The following is a 21,904-nucleotide window of genomic DNA, read 5'->3' on the forward strand; positions in this document are numbered from 1 at the left end:
GAGAACGGAAATGACTTTGTATCAGAGTCTGCAAAACGCAAAAAGTGAAGAAGATGTCAAAGATGCCTACATTGCCGCGCTGAAGCTCAAAAAAGTAACCAAAGGTCTGATTGACATTCAAACTGAAGAAATATGGTTTGAAGCCAAACATAAGCCCACCGATGTGTACACAATGTTTACACAACTGTTATATTACGTCTGCCATGCCTACAATAAAGGTAATCATCTAGAATCCCTATTTTTGCCTCCTTTGCTTTGCGTCATCGACAACGAAAAAGCCGCACTGATGTCCACTGAAAGCATCACACCGATTTTCAAAGACAAAAAAATCGCATGGGGTAAATCCGCTAGCCAAGTCAGCCGCGAACTCATCGCCCAAGTCTCGCCGTATATCAACGACCACTTTATCGTTTACCACATTGCTGAGAGTGAAGCCGAATTTATCCAAGCCGTCAAAGACAGCATCAAAAACGGCGGCATTGTCCGAACACAAATCACTCCCGACAATTTGAAAAAAGTTTTCGACAGTTGGGTAGAAATGGTCGGAAGGGAATTGAAAGACCTATCCAACCCAGCCGATTATGCCCTTCTGTTTTACGCCGACATCATGCACGATGGCAAGAAAGCCGTTATTGGCAGGGAATTGGATACCAGACTGATCATTATCGATGAAAAGCCTGCCTTTTATTTGCGTGGAGAACTGTTGGAGCTTGCCAGCATCAAAGGCTACCGCGAGTTTTGGAATATTTACCACCGTCCGCCCGCCGAAGAACACCGCAACTATCTGATGGAACGGCGCGACCAGCTTATCCCATTGGACGAGCGACAATTCAAAGGCGCGTATTACACACCGCTCAAAGTAGTTGAAAAAGCATATGAATTATTAAGCGATACACTGGGTAAAAACTGGCAGAAAAACTACATCGTATGGGATATGTGCTGCGGCGTAGGCAACCTCGAAACCAAACACGGCAACCGGCGCAACGTGTTCATGTCCACACTCGACCAAGCCGACATTAACGTCATGCAGACAAGTGGACAGTTTCCCGCCGCTACCCGCTTCCAATACGACTATCTCAACGACGATATTGCCAAAGATGGCAGCATTGATTACAGCCTGACAGGCAAAATTCCGTCTGAACTGCGCGAAATCATCCAAACGGCAAAAGCTGACAAGAAGAAAAAGATTCTGGTACTGATTAATCCGCCTTATGGTGAAGCGGCAAGTGCGGATACAGTAAGAGGATCGTCAAAAAATAAAACTGGTATTTCTCAAAACAAAATTGCTAAAACCTTACCTGATCTGGGCTACGCCACACGCGAACTGTTCGTACAGTTTTTATTGCGTATCCAATGTGAACTGCCGAATGCCGTCATCGCCATATTCAGCACATTGAAATATATTTCCGCACCGAATTTTGAGCCGTTCCGCGAAATTTGGCAGCCGAAATTCCTAAACGGGTTTGTAGTCCACAGCAAAAGTTTTGACGGACTGAAAGGCGATTTCCCCATCGGTTTTTTGATTTGGGACTTGTCCAAAAAAGGTAAGGAAACCGTTTTCAAGCTACCTGCATTTGATAAAAAATGCGAAGCCTTCGGCGAAAAAAAATTTTATATTGAAACAGAACAGCCGTCTTTAAACGAATGGATAGAACGCGCTAAACCTAATAATATGGACGCATTGCCGCTGAAAAATGCTTTGTCCCCGCCCGAAAAAAACACAGGCGATATTCGTGGCAGAAAATGGGCGGATAATGCAATCGGCGGCATGATGTGCAAGGGTAATGATTTTCAAAATGCAGGAAAATCAACTGCCTTGTTTTCATCCGGTTATTGCAGCGCAGGTGGTTTTTTAGTAACAAAGGACAATTTGAAAAAAGCTGCTGTTGTATTTACCGCCCGCCGTATCATCAAACCCACATGGCTCAACGACCGTGACCAATTCTTGCAGCCGTCTGAAAAACTGCCCGAAAGTTTCTACACCGATTGTTTGCTGTATATGCTCTTTTCCAACAGTAACCTCACCGCCGGCACAGCAAAAGACACACTGGAATGGAACGGTAAGAAATGGCAGCTGACCAACCATTTTATCCCCTATACCGAAGAACAGGTAGGTGCAAAAAACAAATTCTACTCCCACTTTATGTCCGACTATTTGGAAAACAAAAAACTTTCCAAAGAAGCTAAAGCCGTTTACAACGAAGGGCTGAAACTGTGGGAAGCATTTTACACCGCAGATATTGAGCGCAAAATCCGCGATGAATATCTACTGGACAATGCCGATGCAGGTTGGTATCAGATCCGAAACGCATTGAAAAAAACTTCTCCTCAAACAGATTTCTCTAAATTCGAAGAAGCATATACCAAGCTTGCCAACAAACTCGAACCGCTGGTTTACAAATATGGTTTTTTGAAAGAATAGCGAGTCGTAGCCTGCATACCCGACCCACCGCGTGCGTGGCTGTGCCACACGCCCTACCTGTGAATTACACGGAACTTCAAAGCCAACGTGTAGGGTGTGTGCGGTACGCACGCAGTTGCTTGATTGACGGTTTGCCATTTCAACTTTTAACTTCGTTGAAGCTAGCCCTTTCAGACGGCCTCCAATGTCGTCTGAAAACGTCAACCTCAACAAAGTTAAAACCTTAAACAACAAACCATTCCTTCTCCAACACCCAAACCACAAACAAAATCCTAGGCACGAACGCGGTATTTGGCAACGGTGTTTTTACGGACACACCGTGCGCGACGAAACGGATTTGCAGCGTTGCGCGGACTACATCCATTCCAATCCTATCAAACAAAAAATGTCGCGTGCTAAAACAGAATCCTGCAAAAAATAATATTAGTCTTTTCAAATGCGATACTTATCATTCCCTGACTTCAAACAAGGCGTGTGCAACCTGACTTACAGGTTTGCTCCTGTTTGACCGATAAATATTCTGACTGCCTCAAAAGGCAAAAAATAATGTGGGTATGTTGAGGCTGCCTCTTTTTGAAATGACAAACAAAATGCCGTTTGAAACCCGATTTCCGGTTTCAGACGGCATTTGATGTTCAATCAGTTGTCAAACCTGATTATGCCAAACCTTTTGCTTTCAACACTTCCAGCATCGTCGTGCCCAACTCGGCAGGGCTGCGTGTGTAGGCGATGCCGGCTTTTTCGAAAGCGGCGAATTTTTCCTCGGCAGTACCTTTGCCGCCGGAGATAATCGCACCGGCGTGGCCCATACGTTTGCCTTTAGGAGCGGTAACACCGGCGATGTAGCCGACAACAGGTTTGCTTACGTTGGATTGGATGTATTCGGCTGCTTCTTCTTCCGCAGTACCGCCGATTTCACCGATCATAATAATCGCGTCGGTATCCGGATCTTCTTGGAAGAGTTTCAGTGCGTCGATTTGGTTCATACCGGGAATCGGGTCGCCGCCGATACCGATACAGGTTGATTGACCTAAGCCCAGTTTGGTGGTTTGTGCCACGGCTTCGTAAGTCAATGTACCGGAACGGGAAATGATACCGATGCGGCCAGGTTGGTGGATGTGGCCCGGCATAATGCCGATTTTGCACTCACCCGGAGTAATTACGCCAGGGCAGTTAGGGCCGACCAAACGTGTGCCGTTGCCGTTGGTTTCCAGATAGCGTTTGGCTTTGAGCATGTCCAGAGTAGGCACGCCTTCGGTGATCACAACGACCAAGCCTACGCCTGAATCAACTGCTTCAACGATAGAATCCAAAACAAACGGAGCAGGAACGTAAATTACAGATGCGTCAGCGCCGGTTTCTTTAACGGCTTCTTTCATGGTGTTGAACACGGGCAGGTTCAGGTGGGTTTGACCGCCTTTGCCCGGGGTAACGCCGCCGACGACTTTAGTGCCGTAAGCCAGAGCTTGTTCGGAGTGGAAAGTACCGTTTTTACCGGTGAAACCTTGAACCAATACTTTGGTGTCTTTATTAATCAATACGCTCATTCTTTTCTCCTTAGGCGTTTACGGCTGCAACAATTTTTTCGGCTGCGTCATTCAGGCCGTCTGCAGAAGTCAGTTTCAGACCTGATTCGTTCAGGATTTTCGCGCCGAGTTCGGCGTTGTTACCTTCCAAACGAACAACGACAGGAACGTTGACGTTGATTTCTTTAACGGCTGCCACGATGGCTTCCGCAATCATGTCGCAACGTACGATACCGCCGAAGATGTTGATCAATACGCCTTTAACGGATTTGTCTTCCAGAATCAGTTTGAACGCTTCAACCACGCGGTCTTTGGTTGCGCCGCCGCCAACGTCCAAGAAGTTGGCAGGTTGGCCGCCTTTGAGTTTGATGATGTCCATAGTGGCCATCGCCAAACCTGCGCCGTTCACCATACAGCCGATGTTGCCTTCCAGGGCAACATAGTTCAGGTCGAATTCGGAAGCTTTCAGCTCACGTTCGTTTTCTTGAGATTTGTCGCGCAAAGCGGCAATTTTCGGCAGGCGGTAGAGCGCGTTGCTGTCGATACCGATTTTGCCGTCCACGCAAGCCAGTGCGCCGTTTTCACGAACTGCCAGCGGGTTTACTTCAAACAGTGCGAAGTCGTTGTCGACAAACGCTTTGTACGCGCCAGTCATCAGTTTGACGAACTCGTTGATTTGTTTGTCTTTCAAGCCCAGTTGGAACGCAACTTCGCGAGCTTGACAAGGTTGCAGACCGACCAGCGGATCAACGGTTACTTTGAAGATTTTTTCTGGAGTTTCGGCAGCAACTTTTTCGATTTCCACACCGCCTTCGGTCGAAGCCATGAATGTGATGCGGCGGGTAGAACGGTCAACCACTGCGCCCAAGTACAGCTCGGTTTGAACAGGATACATATCTTCGCAAACCAAAACGCTGTTGACAGGTTGGCCGTTAGCATCGGTTTGGTAAGTTACCAAGTTGGTGCCAATCAGGCTTTCAGCCACTTCTTTGGCTTCTTCACGGCTTTTAACGACTTTTACGCCGCCCGCTTTACCTCGGCCGCCGGCGTGTACCTGTACTTTGACAACAGCGAATTTGCCGCCCAATTTGTCGTAAGCTGCAGCGGCTTCTTCGCCGTTGTGTGCCAAAATACCGCCTTGTACGGGCAAACCGTAGCTAGCCAGCAGTTCTTTAGCCTGATACTCGTGTAGATTCATGGATTTCTCCTTAAGGTGAGTGGGTCTTAGGAATCGCCCTGCGGACAATCCTATATTTTCAGACGGCACTATTGTTTACTGAAAGGCAGCCACATCCGCGCCAACAAATACATGACCGCGCCGCCTACTCCGAGAATAAAAAAGACGATGCCTTTTTTACGCGAATTCGGGCAGAGCAGGTAAACGGCAAGGCTGAAACTGATAAACAACAATGCCACGCGCCAAACCAATTCTTTATCTTTGAAACGGTTGAGCGTATAAGTTTCGGTCATCATCACATACATCTGCCACAATGCGGCCATACACATACTGATGATGCCCGCCGGTATAAAGAAAATACCGACTATTTCTTTGTTCATAACGAATGTAAATGCTGTTTGTTTGTCTGACGGAATTATAAATCAGAAAACGAAGCTCTCGGAACATTCAATTTGTCGGGGGCCTTAAGGCCGTCTGAAAAGTTTCAGACGGCCTTAATGTCTATCAACCGTGCAAAGCGCGTTTGTCGGCCGCCAATGCAGCTTCGTGAACCACTTCGGACAAGGTTGGGTGGGCATGGATAATGCGGGCGATGTCTTCGCTGCTGGCGAAGAATTCGAGCGCAGTCACACCTTCGGTAACCAATTCGCTGACAACCGGGCCAATCATGTGTACGCCCAAGATGCGGTCGGTTTTGGCATCTGCCAACACTTTAACCGTACCTTTGGCTTTGCCCATGGCCAATGCGCGACCGTTCGCACCGAAACCTGAAGTACCTTTTTTGTACTCCACGCCTTCGGCTTTGAGCTGCTCTTCGGTTTTACCCACCCAAGCGATTTCAGGGTCGGTGTAAATAACAAACGGTACGTTGTTGAAGTCGATATGCGGTTTTTGACCGGCAATGCGTTCGGCAACGGCAACGCCTTCGTCGCTGGCTTTGTGTGCCAACATCGGGCCGCGAACCACGTCGCCGATTGCCCATACGTTAGGCAGGTTGGTACGGCATCCGCCATCTACTTTGATAAAGCCGCGCTCGTCTTTTTCCAAGCCTACGGCTTCCGCGTTCAGGCCTTTGGTGTTTGGAATACGGCCGATGGCAACGATCAGTTTGTCGAATACTTCGGTTTTGGCTTCGCCGGCAGCAGTTTCGTAAGCAACGGAAACACCTTTGCCTTCAGACTTGATGTCGCCGATTTTCACGCCTAATTCAATGCTCAGACCTTGCTCTTTGGTGAAGTATTTGAAGGCTTCTTTGGCGATTTGTTGGTCGGCGGCAGCCAGGAAGGTCGGCGCGGCTTCAAGAATGGTAACTTCCGCACCCACGCGGTTCCATACGGAACCCATTTCCAAACCAATCACGCCGGAACCGATCACGCCGAGTTTGGCAGGCACTTCGGTCAGGTTCAATGCGCCTTCGTTGTCCAATACGTTCACGTTGTCGATAGCGACTTGTGGCAGTGGACGCGGTACGGAACCGGTCGCTACGATGACGTGTTTGGCTTCGATAACGGTTTTCTCGCCTTTGTTATCGACTTCGATTTGGTAAGCATCGCCGTTTTTACCGGCAAAGGAAGCTGTACCGAACAGGCTGGTTACTTTGTTTTTTTGGAACAGGAATTTCACGCCGCCGGTCAGTTTGGTCACGATGGCATCTTTGCGCTCAATCATTTTGGCCGCGTCAAATTTTACGTCGCCGACAGTGATACCGTGTTCGGCAAACTCGTGTTGCGCAGCGTGGAAATGTTCGCTGGATTGCAACAGGGCTTTGGAAGGGATACAGCCTACGTTCAAGCAAGTACCGCCCAAGGCAGGAGCATCGCCAGCTTTGTTGACGCCTGCATCGACGCAAGCGGTTTTGAAACCCAGTTGCGCGGCACGGATGGCGGCAACGTATCCGCCCGGGCCTGCACCAATCACTACTACATCATATTGAGACATCGTGTCATCCTTTGCTTTTGGCAGTATCTCAAAATAAAAACGATACTTTTTGTTTCTTTTTTATTTTGAATGACTGCGTTTTGATGGTTTTAAGAAAAGACCGTCTGAAAGTCCATATCTGTCGATTCATTCGAATCAAATGTTTCAGACGGCCTCAATCGTTCGTTGAGCCTATTGTAGCACGATACTACATTACGCTACATCTAAATAAAATTTCAGACGGCCTTTTCATTAATAAATAAAAGGCCGTCTGAAACGATTACAGATCCAACAACAGGCGGGCTGGGTCTTCCAACGCGTCTTTAATGGCTACCAAGGTCAATACAGCTTCGCGGCCGTCGATGATACGGTGGTCGTAAGACAGAGCCAGATACATCATTGGACGGACAACAACTTGGCCGTTTTCAACTACGGCGCGCTCTTTAGTGGCGTGCATACCCAAAATCGCAGATTGAGGCGGGTTGATGATCGGGGTGGACATCATAGAACCGAAAGTACCGCCGTTGGTAATACTGAATGTACCGCCGGTCAAATCTTCGATAGCGATTTTGCCGTCTTTGGCTTTTTTCGCGTAATCAACAATTGCTTGTTCGATGTCGGCAATACTCATTTGGTCGGCATCGCGCAGGATGGGCACAACCAAACCGCGTGGGCTGCCAATTGCGATACCGATGTCGAAGTAGCCGTGGTAAACGATGTCTTTGCCGTCAACAGAAGCATTCACAACCGGGTATTTTTTCAGGGCGGCAACAGCGGCTTTAACGAAGAAGGACATAAAGCCCAATTTCACGCCGTGTTCTTTCTCGAATTTTTCTTTGTACTTCGCACGCAAGTCCATGATTGGTTTCATGTTGACTTCGTTGAATGTAGTCAGAATGGCGTTTTCTTGTTGAGAAGCCAAGAGGCGTTCTGCAACACGGGCACGCAAGCGGCTCATTGGTACGCGTTCTTCAGGACGTGCGCCGGCAGGAAGTGCAACGGCAGGAACCGCGGCTGCGGCAGGTTTGGCAGCGGCAGGTTTGGCAGCGGCATTTTGTACGTCTTCTTTCAATACGCGACCGTCACGGCCGGAACCTTGCAATGCGTTCACGTCAACACCGGTCTCGGCAGCCAGTTTGGCAGCGGCAGGCATAGCGGCGTTGTTTTGTGCGGCAGCTGGAGCAGCGGATGGGGCAGCTTCGGCAGGAGCGGCGGCAGGTGCTTCAGCAGCGGCAGTAGCAGCTGTATCGATACGGGCCAAAACTTGGTCGGCAACAACGGTTTCACCGTCTTGCACTACGATTTCAACCAATACGCCGGCTTGTGGAGAAGGTACTTCCAAAACCACTTTGTCAGTTTCGATATCGATCAGGATTTCGTCACGGGCAACTGCTTCGCCAACTTTTTTCTTCCATTCCAAGAGCGTGCCTTCAGATACGCTTTCAGACAGCATAGGTACTTTTACATCAATAATCATTTTGTGTCTCCAATGGCCCTTTCAGACGGCCTGTTGTGTGTTTTTCATTCTGCATATGGGCATTCCGCCTGAGCAGCCTCAGACGGAATGCCGCTAGGCTTACAACGCCAAAGCGTCTTCAACCAATTGTTTCAATTGGGCAATGTGTTTGCTTGAGTAGCCCACTGCAGGCGATGCGCTGCTTGGACGACCGGCATAAGACAGTTTTTGCCCTTCGCTGATAACGCCTTCGATGCGGTGGCGGATTTGGTAGAACGCGCCTTGGTTTTTCGGCTCTTCTTGCGCCCAAACCACAGATTTTGCGTTCGGATATTTCGCCAGTTCAGCTTTAACCTCGTCGTATGGGAACGGATACAGCTGCTCAACGCGGACGATAGCAACATCATCTTCCAGTTTACGCTCGGCACGGCCTGCTTCCAAGTCATAGTAAACCTGGCCGGCACACAAGACTACGCGTTTCACGCTGTCGTTGCTTGCGCGTTCGGCAGTATCGCCGATAACCGGACGGAAAGTCGAACCTTCGGTGAAGTTTTCCAGCGGGCTCATTGCACCTTTGAAGCGCAACAGGCGTTTGGACATGAAAATCACTAGCGGTTTGCGGTATGAACCCAAGACTTGGCGTTGCAAGAGGTGGAACATTTGCGACGCTTCAGACGGCATGATGACTTGCATATTGTTCTCAGAACACAGTTGCAACCAACGTTCTACGCGTGCAGAAGAGTGCTCAGGACCTTGACCGTCGTAACCGTGCGGCAGGATGGTAGTCAGACCGCACAACCGACCCCATTTGGTTTCGCCTGAAGACAGGAATTGGTCAATAGTCACTTGCGCGCCATTGGCAAAATCACCGAATTGAGCTTCCCAAATGGTCAGTTTGTCAGGTGCGGAGCAGGCAAAGCCGTACTCGAACGCCATTACGGCCTCTTCATTCAAGATAGAGTCGATAACCAGAAACTCGCCCATTCCTTCGCCCATATGGCGCAGAGGAACATAAGTACCGTCGTCCCATTTTTCGCGTTTTTGATCGTGCAGAACGGCATGGCGGTGTGAGAATGTACCGCGGCCGGAGTCCTCACCGGAAATACGCACGCCGTGACCTTTGGTTACAAGGCTGGCGTATGCGAGGGTTTCCGCCATACCCCAGTCGATAGGCTGTTTGCCGGATGCCATTGCCTTACGCGCTTCAATCACACGTTTTGCAGTCGGATGCAGGGCAAAGCCTTCCGGTACGGCGGTAAATTTTTGGGTAAGACGCTCGATGTCTGCGGCAGGCAAACCGGTTTCGATGTGTTCGCGCCAATCTTTGCCTTGGTATTTGCTCCAGTCGATTTGTGTACGTTGGAAATTGCTCAACGTTGTTTGTTCGACGTGTTCGCCTTTGTCCAAAGCATCACGGTAGGCTTGGATGTAACCGTCAGCCTCGGCTTGAGTTACCACGCCTTCGGCAATCAGTTGCTCGGTGTACAAAGCACGCGCACCCGGGTGTTGCGATACTTTTTTGTACATCATTGGTTGGGTCAGGGTCGGATCATCGCCCTCGTTGTGGCCCCATTTACGGTAGCAGACAACGTCGATCACGATGTCTTTATGGAATTTTTTGCGGTAATCCAAAGCGGCTTGAATGGCAAAGCAAACGCGTTCAGGGTCATCGCCGTTCACGTGGATAACCGGAGCGGAAACCATTTTCGCGATATCGGTACAGTGTACGGTAGAACGGGTATCGCGGATATCCGAAGTGGTAAAACCGATTTGGTTGTTGATCACGATGTGAACCGTACCGCCGGTGGTATAACCGCGCGTTTTAGACAGGTTGAATGTTGCTTGATTAACACCCAAACCGATAAATGCGGAATCGCCGTGAATCAATACCGGCAAGACTTTGTCGCGGCCGTTTTCGCCCAAACGTTTTTGTTTGGCGCGCGCAGAACCTTCCACCACCGGATTGACGATTTCCAAGTGTGACGGGTTGAACGCCAAAGAAACGTGCATCGGGCCGTGAGGGGTGGCAATATCGGAGCTGAAGCCCATATGGTATTTCACGTCGCCGCTGGGCAGTTTGATTTCGGCACGACCTTCAAACTCAGCGAACAAATCGCCGGGTTTTTTACCCAAAATGTTCACCAAAACATTCAGACGACCACGGTGTGCCATACCGATGATAACTTCTTCCACGCCGTCTTTACCGGCGTTTTGAATCAGGTAGTTCAAACCGGCAATCGCGCTTTCGCCGCCTTCGACACCAAAGCGTTTTTGACCGACATATTTGGTATGCAGATAACGCTCCAAAGTTTCGGCAGCAGTCATCTCTTTCAAGATACGGCGTTTTTGATCGGCATTGTAATGCGGTGTGGACAATACGCTTTCAAAATAGTTGCGTACCCAACGACGCTCTTCGGTATTGGGAATATAGATATATTCCAATGCGATGTGGCCGCAGTAGGTTTGTTTGAGGTTGCTGATGATTTGGGACAAGGGCAGCTTGCCGCGATTGGCAAAATCACCCTCGCCCATATTGAATTGAAGCGCCATATCGGCATCAGACAGACCGTGGAATTTCGGATCGAGGGCTTCAATGTCGCGCGGAGGGATACGTTTGAGCGGATCGAGCCGTGCCGCACCCACGCCTTGGATACGATAGGCGGAAATCAGCCGTAAAACGCTGACTTGCTTTTTCAGCATTGCCTCATCCGCACCGCCCGCAACGGCAGATGCAATTTTCTTTTTCGCCAAAGTAACAAATGATTCGCGTATCGGGGTGTGTGCGACATCGACAGCAACCGTCCCCGGCTGTTTGCTCAAATCGGTGAAATACTGCTTCCATTTTTCATCAACCGCATCGGGGTTTTCCAAAAAAGCCTCGTACAATTCCTCAATGTAGGGTGCGTTCGAACCGAACAGGTAAGAGAAATTGAGTTTTTCGTCCATCATGGCGTGCGCTCTTTTCTTTAAAATATAAACAAAGGGTAGAAATCCGCGTCCTGACGGCGGAACTGATGCCGTCTGAAAAGACATTTTATTCTACCCTATTTTAAACCGGATTGCTTGCATTGATTTCATCCGACTACAATCAGACGGATTCGGGAAACAATCCGGTTCTCTGATATTGCCTGTTTGACAATATATTAATGTATGTTACCTCTCGCCTGCCGGCACATAATCGCGGCGTTCCGAACCGGTATAAAGCTGGCGGGGACGGCCGATTTTCAGCGAAGGATCGCTAATCATCTCGTGCCAGTGCGAAATCCAGCCCACGCTGCGCGACAGGGCGAAGATGACGGTAAACATTTCGGTCGGTATGCCCAGCGCGGACAGGACGATGCCGGAATAGAAATCGACATTGGGATACAGTTTGCGTTCGATAAAGAACGGGTCTTTCAGCGCAATCTGTTCCAATTCCATCGCCAGTTTGAATTTCGGACTGTCTTCCAGACCTAATTCTTTCAAAACTTCATAGCAGGTTTCGCGCATAATGCTGGCACGCGGATCCATATTGCGGTATACGCGGTGTCCGAAGCCCATCAGGCGGTATTTTCGCTGTTTCACGCCTTCCATATATTCGGCAACATTGGACACATCGCCGATTTCGTCCAGCATTTTCAACACGGCTTCGTTCGCACCGCCGTGCGAAGCACCCCACAGGCAGGCGATACCGGCAGCAATACAGGCAAACGGGTTCGCACCCGAAGACCCTGCCAGACGGACGGTTGAAGTTGAGGCGTTTTGCTCGTGGTCGGCATGCAAAATAAAGATGCGGTCGAGCGCGCGTGCCAAAACGGGATTGGGTTTGTAGTCTTCACACGGCGTGGCGAACATCATATGAAGGAAGTTTTCAGAATAAGAAAGATTATTCTTCGGATAATTGAACGGCAGACCGTTTGAATAGCGGTAGCACATTGCCGCAATGGTTGGGATTTTGGAAATCAGGCGGTAAATCGCGATTTTGCGGTGTTCGGGATTGGTAATGTCCAAGCTGTCTTGGTAGAACGCAGACAGCGCGCCGACCACGCCGACCATCATCGCCATCGGATGTGCGTCGCGGCGGAAACCCCGGAAGAACCAAGTCAGCTGTTCATGCACCATCGTGTGGCGGCTGACGGTATTGTCAAATTCTGCCTTTTGCTCGGGAGTCGGCAGTTCGCCGTAAATCAACAGGTAGCAGACTTCCAAATAATCGGACTTTTCGGCCAGCTGCTCGATGGGGTATCCGCGATAATAAAGCAAGCCTTGATCGCCGTCGATGTAAGTAATTTTAGACTCACAGCTTGCGGTTGAAACAAATCCGGGATCAAATGAAAACAAACCTGTATTTTTTGTCAGCCCCCGAATGTCAACCACATCATGCCCGATGCTGGCTTCCAATACCGACAGATTCAAGCTAGCCTGACCCGGTACGTTGAGTTTGATTGATTTGGACATATTATCGCTCCTTTGCAAGTTGTAACCCACGTTGCTGCATCCGCAGCACGTTCTTTGCCTTCAGACGGCCTTTGCATTTTGAAATCTGCCCTCAGGCAGATTTCGGATGCCTCATGCCCGTCTGATTTTTTCAAGCATCGGGATAAGGTGCCCTTTGTCCGTTGCCGAATGCCCGTTAATCAAGGCAAGCAATTCTTGATCTTGAAATTCAAGGATTTCGGAAAACTCAGACAGCTCTTTATCGCTCAAATGCTCGAATTCTTTTTCCATAAACCTGCCGAAGATTAAATCTAATTCCAACAATCCCCGGCGGGTTTGAAAACGGATTTTCCGTTTGGCAATATCGTCAAAAACCATCATTTCTTAAACGGCCCGCTTCAACATAATCTCTTTAATCTTGCCGATGGCACGGGTTGGATTCAAGTGTTTGGGGCATACGTCCACACAATTCATAATGGTGTGGCAGCGGAACAAACGGTACGGATCGTTCAAATTATCCAAACGCTCATTGGTGATGGTATCTCGGCTGTCCGCAATGAAGCGGTAGGCGTTCAGCAAGCCGGACGGACCGACGAATTTGTCGGGATTCCACCAGAACGACGGGCAGGCGGTCGAACAGCAGGCGCACAAAATACATTCGTACAAGCCGTCCAACTCTTTGCGCTCTTCCTGAGTTTGCAGACGCTCTTTGTCCGCATCAATCGGATTGTCGTTAACGACATAAGGTTTGATGGAATGGTATTGTTTGAAGAACTGGGTCATATCCACAATCAGGTCGCGGATGACAGGCAGACCGGGCAACGGGCGGATTTTGACAGGCTGTTTCAGGCTGCGTAAATCGGTCAGACACGCCAAGCCGTTTTTGCCGTTGATGTTCATACCGTCCGAACCGCAAATCCCTTCGCGGCAGGAACGACGGAAAGACAGGGTATCGTCTTGCGCTTTCAGGCGCACCAAAGCGTCCAAAAGTTTCACGTCGGTCGGTTCCAATTCCAACTCGTAACGCTGCATATAAGGCTTGGCATCAACATCCGGGTTGTAACGGTAAATTTCAAAACTCATTTTTTCCATGAGAAGTGTTCCTTTTCTCATCAACTGCCCAATGATTTTGTATTATGGATTCAAGCAGTTCAATGTGGGTATGGTTAGGTTTCAAACGGCCTTTGAGGCGAAGGCCGTCTGAAAACGCATCAATAAACGCGCTTGGCCGGTTTGATGTATTCCACGCTCAAAGGCTTGGTATGCACCGGTTTGTAAGACAAGGTATTAGTGTCCGAATGATACAGGGTGTGTTTCATCCAATTTTCATCATCTCGCTCAGGATGGTCGTCTGAAGCGTGCGCGCCACGGGATTCCTTACGCGCTTCGGCAGACACCAAAGTCGCCTTCGCCACTTCAATCAGGTTGTCCAATTCCAAAGCCTCGATACGCGCGGTATTCCACACTTTGCTCTTGTCTTTGATTTCGGTACGTTTCACGCGCTCGGCAATCGCCATGATTTCTCGAACGCCTTTGCTCAGAATCTCATCGGTACGGAATACGCCGGCATGCAGTTGTACAGAGCGTTGCAGTTCGCGACGCAATGCATCAACGTTTTCGCCATCAGTTTGATTGTCCAAACGTTCAATACGTTGGCGGGTCAGCTCGCCCGCATCCGCAGGCAAAGGTTTCCAATCGCTTTGTTCTTTGATGAATTTAATCATGCTGTCGCCGGCAGCTTTACCGAACACCACCAAGTCCAGCAGGGAGTTCGTACCCAAACGGTTCGCACCGTGTACGGAAGCACAGGCGCACTCACCTGCGGCATACAAACCTTTTACAGGCACTTCGTACTCGCCGCCTTGCGGAACAACGACTTCGCCGTGGTAATTGGTCGGAATGCCGCCCATCATATAGTGGGTAGTCGGCACAACCGGAATCGGGTCTTTAATCGGATCGATACCGGCAAACTGAATGGAAATCTCGCGGATGCCCGGCAGTTTTTCCATAATTTTTTCTGCGCCGATATGGTCGATTTTCAGCAAGACGTGGTCTTTGTTTTTACCGCAGCCGCGACCTTCATAGATTTCCATCGCCATCGCACGGGAAACCACGTCGCGCGAAGCCAAGTCTTTTACGGTCGGCGCATAGCGTTCCATAAAGCGTTCGCCGTCGGCATTCAACAGAATACCGCCCTCACCGCGTACGCCTTCGGTAATCAACACGCCTGCACCTGCCACACCGGTCGGGTGGAATTGCCAGAATTCCATATCTTCCAACGGGATACCTGCACGAGCGCAAATGCCCAAACCGTCGCCGGTATTCATATAGGCATTGGTGGAAGACGCATAAATACGACCGCCGCCGCCGGTAGCAAACATCACGGCTTTAGCATGGAAAATGTAAACTTCGCCGGTTTCCATTTCCATGGCGGTAACACCGACGACATCACCATTCTCATCACGAATCAAATCTTGCGCCGTCCATTCCACAAAGAATTGCGTATTGGCACGGACGTTTTGTTGGTACAAAGTATGCAGCATTGCATGACCTGTACGGTCGGCAACCGCGCATGCACGCTCTACCGCGCGTTTACCGTGTTCGGCAGTATGTCCGCCGAAAGGACGTTGGTAGATTTTGCCACTTTCCACACGGTCAAAAGGCATACCCATGTGTTCCAACTCAATTACGGCTTCAGGCGCAGCGCGACACATAAACTCAATCGCATCTTGGTCGCCCAACCAGTCGGAACCTTTCACGGTATCGTACATATGCCAATCCCAACGGTCTTCCTGCACATTACCCAATGAAGCAGAAATACCGCCCTGCGCCGCTACAGTATGCGAACGGGTCGGGAACACTTTAGACAAAACGGCACAATTCAGACCGGATTTGGACAATTGGAGGGCTGCGCGTAAACCTGCACCACCACCGCCGACAATCACGGCATCAAACTTGCGAACAGGAAAACCCATACTTACCCCCAAATCACTTTAACTGAATACACGAGGCAGCCGACCAGCCAAACGATGGTGGCAACCTGTAAAAACAAACGCACACCGAAGGGTTTGATATAGTCCATCCACAAATCGCGGATACCCACCCAAGCGTGCAAAAATACAGCGATGAAGCTCACTTGGGTAAATACTTTTACCCAAGTTTGACTAAAAAATGCCTGCCATGCCGAATATTCTTTAGGCAGGGCAAATAGAACTACTAAAAGCGCAACGGTATAAATCAACATAATAACCGCAGTCGCACGCTGCATTGCCCAATCGCGCAAACCGTAATGGGCACCGGTCAATTTACGTTCTACCATAACAACACTCCCAAAACGACAGTCAGCACCAAAGCTGCGGCAAAGACAAATTTAGCGGTGTTCCGTGCAGTATTCAGCTCAAGGCCTTTGTGCGCATCCAAAAATAAAAAGCGGATACCGGCAAGGGAATGGTGCAGATAAGCCCACAATACGCCGATTAAGACCAGCTTGACCAAAGGATGGGAAACAATGGCACGGTAAGTTTCAAATGCAGACTCTTGACTCAGGGTGCCGGACAGGAAATACAGCAGGAAAGGCAGCATAATAAACAGCCCGACCCCGCTGATGCGGTGAAGGATGGAAACTATCCCGGGTATCGGCAGACGGATGTTCGGCAAATCCAGATAAACAGGACGCGGTTTGACAGACATAGTCAATTCCTCTGTAGTTATATATCGACTCAAAAACCGTAAACCCATTGCTACACTGGGTTACATAAACGTTAATTTACCTGTTTTATCCCATTTTGAACAGTGTATTTTAAAAACAAACTGATAGATTTTGACAAACACGCGTGAAAACAGCAGATTAAAAGAAAGATTTTTAGTTTTGCCCCCTTCCCGACACGGTATCAGCATCCGACCTCCAACCCTATCCTCAAAAATAAAATGCCGTCTGAAAAAATTTCAGACGGCATTGTTTTGCCATATCGGTCAGGCTTTCAATTTCGCATCGGCATCACGCAACGCAGTACGCAGACCTTCCTCGATAACAGGATGGTAGAACGGCATCTCCAGCATTTGAGGAACGGTCATCTTCATTTGATGCGCCCAAGCCAACAGGTGCGCCAAATGTTCGGCGGCAGGGCCTACGATTTCTGCACCGATGAAGCGGCCGGTTGCTTTTTCGGCATACAGGCGCATATGGCCCTTGTTTACCAGCATCACGCGGCTGCGGCCTTGGTTTTTAAACGATACTTCTCCAATGACAAATTCGTCGGGTTGGTATTGCGCGGCAACCTGCGCGTATTTCAAACCAACAAAGCCGATTTGCGGACTGGTGAACACTACGCCGATGGTGCTGCGGCGCAAACCGCCGCCGATATTCGGATAGCGACCCGCGTTGTCGCCGGCAATCTTGCCTTGATCGGCAGCTTCGTGCAGCAGGGGCAGTTGATTGGACGCGTCGCCCGCGATGAAGATATGCGGAATACTGGTCTGCATGGTCAGCGGATCGGCAACGGGTACGCCGCGCGCGTCTTTTTCGATATTGATGTTTTCCAAACCGATATTGTCAACGTTCGGACGGCGGCCTACGGCTGCCAGCATATATTCGGCAACAAATACGCCTTTTTCGCCGTCCTGCTCCCAATGGACTTCTACATTGCCGTCTGCATCGAGTTTGACCTCGGTTTTGGCATCCAGATGCAGTTTCAACTCTTCGCCGAACACGGCTTTCGCCTCGTCTGAAACGACGGGGTCGGAAATGCCGCCGATGATGCCGCCCAAGCCGAAAATCTCGACTTTCACGCCCAAACGGTGCAATGCCTGACCCAGTTCCAAACCGATAACGCCCGGTCCGAACACGGCAACGCGCTTAGGCAGCGTATCCCATGAGAAAACGTCGTCGTTGATAATCAAACGGTCGCCCAAAGACTGCCACTGCGGCAGGATGATGGGACGCGAACCGGTAGCAATCACGAAACTTTTTGCCGTGATTTGGGTATGGTCGTCGATTTGGACGGTATGCTCGTCGATAAATCTAGCCGAACCCATGATGCATTTGTCGGCAGGCCATTCTTCCACATCGGCCACGACAAAGCCGACAAAACGATCGCGCTCGGATTTGACGCGCTGCATCACTTCTTCGCCGTTGACGATGATACTGTCTTTGTCCAAATGCACGCCGAACGGGTCGGTATGCAATGCGTGATGACGCGCCTCTGCGGCAGCAATCAAGAGTTTGGAAGGCATACAGCCCACGCGCGCGCAGGTCGTGCCGAACACATTGTTTTCAATCAGGTAAACATTATCCGAATGTAAACGGGCATTGCGAAACGCGCCCATGCCGGCAGTACCGCCGCCGATTACGACGACATCCGCTTGAATTTTCTTCATAATCTTTGTCCTTCCGTTTTCGTCTGAAACATTGCCGACACAGAACATATCGGTTTCAGACGGCATTTAAATATTTTCCCAATCAAAAACATTATTCAGATAAATAAAAACAAAATTTCGATTGAGTGCAACAATATCCAAATCCTCTTATAAATATAGAGTTATTCGGAGCGGTAGTGTAGAACCGCCCGAATAACTCTATCCGGTATATCAGACAGTTTAATCAAACCGCCTTAAACAAACAGCTATCAGTTTTTAGCCAAGTAAGCTTCCAAATCTTCGCTGCCGCCGATGTATTTACCGCCGATGAAGACTTGAGGGGCAGTCATCTTGCCGGTAATGGCGCGAACGGAAGTAACGGTTGCATCTTTGCCCAATACGATTTCTTCGTAAGACAGACCTTTGTCTTGCAAAGCTTTTTTAGCTTTAGCGCAGAATTGGCAGCCAGGTTTGGTGAAGATGGCAACAGATTCTTGAGCTTTCCAGTCAGGAGCGATGAATTTCAACATAGTGTCAGCGTCAGACACTTTGAAAGGATCGCCCGGTTCTTCAGGTTCGATGAACATTTTTTCAACCACGCCGTCGTTAACCAGCATGGAGTAACGCCAAGAGCGTTTACCGAAGCCCAAGTCTTCTTTGCCGACCAGCATGCCCATGCCTTCGGTGAATTCGCCGTTGCCATCAGGAATCATGTAGATGTTGTCAGATTCTTCTTCGGCAGCCCAAGCGTTCATTACGAAAGTATCGTTTACAGATACGCAGTAGATTGCATCAACGCCGTTTTCTTTGAACGCGCCGAACAATTCGTTGTAACGCGGCAAGTGTGAAGAAGAACAAGTCGGAGTAAATGCACCGGGCAGGGAGAATACGACTACTTTTTTGCCTTTGAACAAATCGTCAGTAGACACATCTTTCCAAGTGTCGCCGACGCGTGTGCGGAATACTACGGAAGGTACTTTTTGACCGGTACGATCTTGCAAAGCCATTTTGAGCTCCTTAATAGATAGGTTTAAGAAATGATTGTGAATCGCTGGGCATTCTACCCCGAATAAGTCGATTTGTATAATTTATAGTTCAAATAATATTAATTATTCAAAACTATTAATCACCAACCTCGACCAACTTTTACAGTATATAAAGCCATGCCTAAAAAAAACAAGTCTTATTTGAGAAAAATTCTTAGAAACTCCCCTACGCTCATTTGAAAACAGAAATGCCGTCTGAAAAGTATTCAGACGGCATCCGATCACGTTATCCCTGCTTATTTAGCCAATTCGGCACGCAGTTTGCGGGTTACGTTCATCATCACTTGGAGTTGTTCCAGAGTTTCTTTCCAGCCGCGTGTTTTCAGGCCGCAGTCAGGATTCACCCACAGACGCTCAACCGGAACAACCTCGATGGCTTTACGCAGCAGGTGTTCCACTTCAGCTTCTGTCGGTACGCGCGGGCTGTGGATGTCGTAAACGCCCGGACCGATGTCGTTCGGGTATTTGAACTCGCCGAACGCAGTCAAGAGTTCCATATCGGAACGAGAAGTTTCGATGGTAATCACGTCCGCATCCATTGCAGCAATCGCAGGCAGGATGTCGTTGAACTCGGAGTAGCACATATGGGTGTGGATTTGGGTGCTGTCTTCGCAATCGGCAGAGGACAGGCGGAAAGATTCGCCGGCCCAGTTCAGGTAGGCATCCCAATCGGCGCGTTTCAACGGCAAGCCTTCGCGGATGGCAGGTTCGTCAATTTGGATGACTTTGATGCCGGCTTTTTCCAAATCCAATACTTCGTCGTTCAGAGCCAGTGCGATTTGTTTGCACACGGTAGCGCGCGGAATATCGTTGCGGACGAAAGACCATTGCAGGATGGTTACAGGGCCGGTCAACATACCTTTCATCGGGCGTTTGGTCAGGCTTTGTGCGTAAGTAGACCAAGCCACGGTCATGGCTTCAGGACGGCTTACGTCACCGAAAATGATAGGTGGTTTAACGCAGCGTGAGCCGTAGCTTTGTACCCAGCCGTATTGGGTGAATGCAAAACCGCTCAACAATTCGCCGAAGTATTCGACCATGTCGTTACGCTCGGCTTCGCCGTGTACCAGTACGTCCAAGTCCAGTTTTTCTTGCTCTTCAACCACCAAGGCGATTTCTTTTTTCATCGCGGCTTCGTAATCGGCGGCAGACAGTTCGCCTTTTTTGAAGGCTGCACGTGCTTGGCGGATTTCGGTGGTTTGCGGGAAAGAACCGATATTGGTCGTCGGCAGCAGGGGCAGGTTCAACCATGCTTGTTGCGCTTTGATACGGTCGGCAAATGGAGATTTGCGTTGGTCTGCGTTGGCAGGCAGGTCGGCAAGGCGTTTGGCAACGTCTGCACGGTGAATTTCGCTGCTGTTGGCGCGTGAATCGGCAGCGGCTTGGCTGGCGGCGAGTTCTTCAGCAACAGAATCACGGCCTTCGTTCAATGCGGCTTTCAGAACGCGCAATTCTTGGGTTTTTTGCAGGGTGAATGCCAACCAAGAGTACAGGTCGGGTTTGTTGGCTTTCAGTTTTTCTTCAACTGACAAGTCAAACGGGGTGTGCAGCAGCGAGCAAGAGCTGGAAATCCACAAACGCTCGCCCAATTTGGCTTGCAGCGGCTCAACGGTTTCCAAAACTTTGTTCAGGTTGGCGCGCCAAATGTTGCGGCCGTCAATCACGCCGGCAGACAGGACTTTATCGTAGTCGGCGAACGCGTCCAGTTGCTCAGGCGCGCGTACCAAGTCGATGTGCAGGCCGTCAACGGGCAGGGCTTTCAACAATGCGGCGTGTTCGGCAACGGAACCGAAGTAAGTGCTCAACAGGATTTTGGCGTTGACTTTGCTCAAAGTAGCGTAAACGTCTTTGTAGGCTTCCACCCATTCTTTAGGCAGATCGACAGCCAAAGCAGGCTCGTCGATTTGAATCCATTCGGCACCGGCTTCAACCAAAGCAGTCAGGATTTCAACGTAAACAGGCAGCAGTTTTTGCAACAGGCTCAGGCGGTTAAATTCGACTGCGCCTTTTTCTTTACCGACCCACAGGAAGGTCAGCGGGCCGACGATGGTCGGTTTGGCTTTCAGACCGAGGGCTTGGGCTTCTTTCAGTTGTTGAACGTAGTGTTTGGTGTTGGCTTTGAATTCGGTATCGGCATGGAATTCAGGCACCAAGTAGTGATAGTTGGTGTCGAACCATTTGGTCATTTCGATAGCGAATTGGTCTTTGTTACCACGCGCCAGTTGGAAGAATTGTTCCAAAGACAGGTTTTGGCTGTCGAAGCCGAAACGGGCGGGAATCGCGCCGGTAGCGACTTGCAGGTCGAGGATGTGGTCGTAGAAAGTGAAATCGCCTACGGCAACGTAATCGGCGTTGGCGGCGGCTTGGTGTTTCCAGTTTTTTTCGCGCAGGTCTTTGGCAACGTCGAGCAGCTCTTGTTCGCTGATTTCTTTGCGCCAGTATTTTTCTTGTGCGAATTTTAATTCACGGAAGGCACCGACACGCGGGAAGCCTGAGAAATGTAATGTTGTCATGTTGAACTCTCCAGTTGGATTTTGTAAGGACCGGTTCAATCCGAATCGGCCGGTATTGTAAATCAGAATGGCTCGG

General features: G+C 49.6%; 17 protein-coding genes. 2 read left to right on the top strand and 15 right to left on the bottom strand.

Annotated elements, in window-relative coordinates:
• Nucleotides 1–10: 10 nt before the first annotated feature.
• Entirely contained in the window at nucleotides 11–2,422 is a 2,412-nt protein-coding gene (locus DBY86_RS06175) for a hypothetical protein (RefSeq protein ID WP_107819311.1), read from the top strand.
• 184 nt (nucleotides 2,423–2,606) lie between these two features.
• Entirely contained in the window at nucleotides 2,607–2,843 is a 237-nt protein-coding gene (locus DBY86_RS13680; protein WP_234403403.1) for a hypothetical protein, read from the top strand.
• Between the two features lie 235 nt (nucleotides 2,844–3,078).
• On the opposite strand, the gene sucD is transcribed toward DBY86_RS13680, so the two are convergent.
• The 15 genes from sucD to metE all read right to left on the bottom strand — a co-directional run bounded on the left by sucD (nucleotide 3,079) and on the right by metE (nucleotide 21,828).
• The gene (gene sucD, locus DBY86_RS06185; protein WP_107819312.1) at nucleotides 3,079–3,969 is read right to left on the bottom strand and encodes a succinate--CoA ligase subunit alpha; all 891 of its coding nucleotides are present in this window, start codon (nucleotides 3,967–3,969) and stop codon (nucleotides 3,079–3,081) included.
• 10 nt (nucleotides 3,970–3,979) lie between these two features.
• The gene (gene sucC / locus DBY86_RS06190; protein ID WP_107819313.1) at nucleotides 3,980–5,146 is read right to left on the bottom strand and encodes an ADP-forming succinate--CoA ligase subunit beta; all 1,167 of its coding nucleotides are present in this window, start codon (nucleotides 5,144–5,146) and stop codon (nucleotides 3,980–3,982) included.
• Between the two features lie 68 nt (nucleotides 5,147–5,214).
• Nucleotides 5,215–5,505 (bottom strand): hypothetical protein, encoded by a 291-nt coding sequence (locus DBY86_RS06195; protein ID WP_003709820.1) that lies wholly within the window; start codon nucleotides 5,503–5,505, stop codon nucleotides 5,215–5,217.
• Nucleotides 5,506–5,629: 124 nt separating this feature from the next.
• Nucleotides 5,630–7,063: a dihydrolipoyl dehydrogenase gene (gene lpdA / locus DBY86_RS06200; RefSeq protein ID WP_107819314.1), complete on the bottom strand. Its 1,434-nt coding sequence runs from the start codon at nucleotides 7,061–7,063 to the stop codon at nucleotides 5,630–5,632.
• Nucleotides 7,064–7,322: 259 nt separating this feature from the next.
• Nucleotides 7,323–8,519 (bottom strand): 2-oxoglutarate dehydrogenase complex dihydrolipoyllysine-residue succinyltransferase, encoded by a 1,197-nt coding sequence (gene odhB, locus DBY86_RS06210; RefSeq protein WP_107819316.1) that lies wholly within the window; start codon nucleotides 8,517–8,519, stop codon nucleotides 7,323–7,325.
• Between the two features lie 99 nt (nucleotides 8,520–8,618).
• Nucleotides 8,619–11,447, bottom strand: a complete 2,829-nt coding sequence (locus DBY86_RS06215) for a 2-oxoglutarate dehydrogenase E1 component (protein WP_107819317.1) — start codon at nucleotides 11,445–11,447, stop codon at nucleotides 8,619–8,621.
• 204 nt (nucleotides 11,448–11,651) lie between these two features.
• A complete protein-coding gene (gene gltA, locus DBY86_RS06220; RefSeq protein ID WP_107819318.1) occupies nucleotides 11,652–12,935 on the bottom strand; it encodes a citrate synthase in 1,284 nt (427 codons plus the stop codon).
• Between the two features lie 111 nt (nucleotides 12,936–13,046).
• Entirely contained in the window at nucleotides 13,047–13,295 is a 249-nt protein-coding gene (locus tag DBY86_RS06230) for an FAD assembly factor SdhE (protein WP_107819319.1), read from the bottom strand.
• 3 nt (nucleotides 13,296–13,298) lie between these two features.
• On the bottom strand, nucleotides 13,299–14,006 hold the full coding sequence (locus DBY86_RS06235; RefSeq protein WP_003678833.1) for a succinate dehydrogenase iron-sulfur subunit: 708 nt from the start codon (nucleotides 14,004–14,006) through the stop codon (nucleotides 13,299–13,301).
• Nucleotides 14,007–14,125: 119 nt separating this feature from the next.
• Nucleotides 14,126–15,889: a succinate dehydrogenase flavoprotein subunit gene (sdhA, locus tag DBY86_RS06240; RefSeq protein ID WP_107819320.1), complete on the bottom strand. Its 1,764-nt coding sequence runs from the start codon at nucleotides 15,887–15,889 to the stop codon at nucleotides 14,126–14,128.
• Between the two features lie 2 nt (nucleotides 15,890–15,891).
• Nucleotides 15,892–16,233, bottom strand: a complete 342-nt coding sequence (gene sdhD / locus DBY86_RS06245; RefSeq protein ID WP_019272849.1) for a succinate dehydrogenase, hydrophobic membrane anchor protein — start codon at nucleotides 16,231–16,233, stop codon at nucleotides 15,892–15,894.
• On the bottom strand, nucleotides 16,227–16,604 hold the full coding sequence (gene sdhC, locus DBY86_RS06250; RefSeq protein WP_107819321.1) for a succinate dehydrogenase, cytochrome b556 subunit: 378 nt from the start codon (nucleotides 16,602–16,604) through the stop codon (nucleotides 16,227–16,229). Before sdhC ends, sdhD begins: the two co-directional genes overlap by 7 nt.
• Nucleotides 16,605–16,886: 282 nt before the next feature.
• Nucleotides 16,887–18,290 (bottom strand): dihydrolipoyl dehydrogenase, encoded by a 1,404-nt coding sequence (locus tag DBY86_RS06260; RefSeq protein WP_107819322.1) that lies wholly within the window; start codon nucleotides 18,288–18,290, stop codon nucleotides 16,887–16,889.
• A 248-nt stretch (nucleotides 18,291–18,538) separates the two neighbouring features.
• Nucleotides 18,539–19,276, bottom strand: a complete 738-nt coding sequence (locus DBY86_RS06265; RefSeq protein ID WP_009173396.1) for a redoxin family protein — start codon at nucleotides 19,274–19,276, stop codon at nucleotides 18,539–18,541.
• 275 nt (nucleotides 19,277–19,551) lie between these two features.
• Nucleotides 19,552–21,828 carry a 5-methyltetrahydropteroyltriglutamate--homocysteine S-methyltransferase gene (gene metE / locus DBY86_RS06270; protein ID WP_107819323.1) on the bottom strand — a complete coding sequence of 759 codons (2,277 nt, stop codon included), beginning with the start codon at nucleotides 21,826–21,828 and terminating at the stop codon, nucleotides 19,552–19,554.
• Nucleotides 21,829–21,904: the final 76 nt, after the last annotated feature.

The sequence above is a fragment of the Neisseria bergeri genome, assembly GCA_003044455.1.
GTDB classification, from domain to species: domain Bacteria; phylum Pseudomonadota; class Gammaproteobacteria; order Burkholderiales; family Neisseriaceae; genus Neisseria; species Neisseria bergeri.

Bases quoted from the DNA above. Each gene is read 5' to 3' on its own strand.
- sdhA (WP_107819320.1), bottom strand. From the start codon at position 15,889: ATGGGTTTTCCTGTTCGCAAGTTTGATGCCGTGATTGTCGGCGGTGGT.
- DBY86_RS06175 (WP_107819311.1), top strand. From the start codon at position 11: ATGACTTTGTATCAGAGTCTGCAAAACGCAAAAAGTGAAGAAGATGTC.
- DBY86_RS13680 (WP_234403403.1), top strand. From the start codon at position 2,607: ATGTCGTCTGAAAACGTCAACCTCAACAAAGTTAAAACCTTAAACAAC.
- sucC (WP_107819313.1), bottom strand. From the start codon at position 5,146: ATGAATCTACACGAGTATCAGGCTAAAGAACTGCTGGCTAGCTACGGT.
- odhB (WP_107819316.1), bottom strand. From the start codon at position 8,519: ATGATTATTGATGTAAAAGTACCTATGCTGTCTGAAAGCGTATCTGAA.
- DBY86_RS06195 (WP_003709820.1), bottom strand. From the start codon at position 5,505: ATGAACAAAGAAATAGTCGGTATTTTCTTTATACCGGCGGGCATCATC.
- lpdA (WP_107819314.1), bottom strand. From the start codon at position 7,063: ATGTCTCAATATGATGTAGTAGTGATTGGTGCAGGCCCGGGCGGATAC.
- DBY86_RS06265 (WP_009173396.1), bottom strand. From the start codon at position 19,276: ATGGCTTTGCAAGATCGTACCGGTCAAAAAGTACCTTCCGTAGTATTC.
- DBY86_RS06215 (WP_107819317.1), bottom strand. From the start codon at position 11,447: ATGATGGACGAAAAACTCAATTTCTCTTACCTGTTCGGTTCGAACGCA.
- metE (WP_107819323.1), bottom strand. From the start codon at position 21,828: ATGACAACATTACATTTCTCAGGCTTCCCGCGTGTCGGTGCCTTCCGT.
- sdhC (WP_107819321.1), bottom strand. From the start codon at position 16,604: ATGTCTGTCAAACCGCGTCCTGTTTATCTGGATTTGCCGAACATCCGT.
- gltA (WP_107819318.1), bottom strand. From the start codon at position 12,935: ATGTCCAAATCAATCAAACTCAACGTACCGGGTCAGGCTAGCTTGAAT.
- sucD (WP_107819312.1), bottom strand. From the start codon at position 3,969: ATGAGCGTATTGATTAATAAAGACACCAAAGTATTGGTTCAAGGTTTC.
- DBY86_RS06260 (WP_107819322.1), bottom strand. From the start codon at position 18,290: ATGAAGAAAATTCAAGCGGATGTCGTCGTAATCGGCGGCGGTACTGCC.
- sdhD (WP_019272849.1), bottom strand. From the start codon at position 16,233: ATGGTAGAACGTAAATTGACCGGTGCCCATTACGGTTTGCGCGATTGG.
- DBY86_RS06230 (WP_107819319.1), bottom strand. From the start codon at position 13,295: ATGATGGTTTTTGACGATATTGCCAAACGGAAAATCCGTTTTCAAACC.
- DBY86_RS06235 (WP_003678833.1), bottom strand. From the start codon at position 14,006: ATGGAAAAAATGAGTTTTGAAATTTACCGTTACAACCCGGATGTTGAT.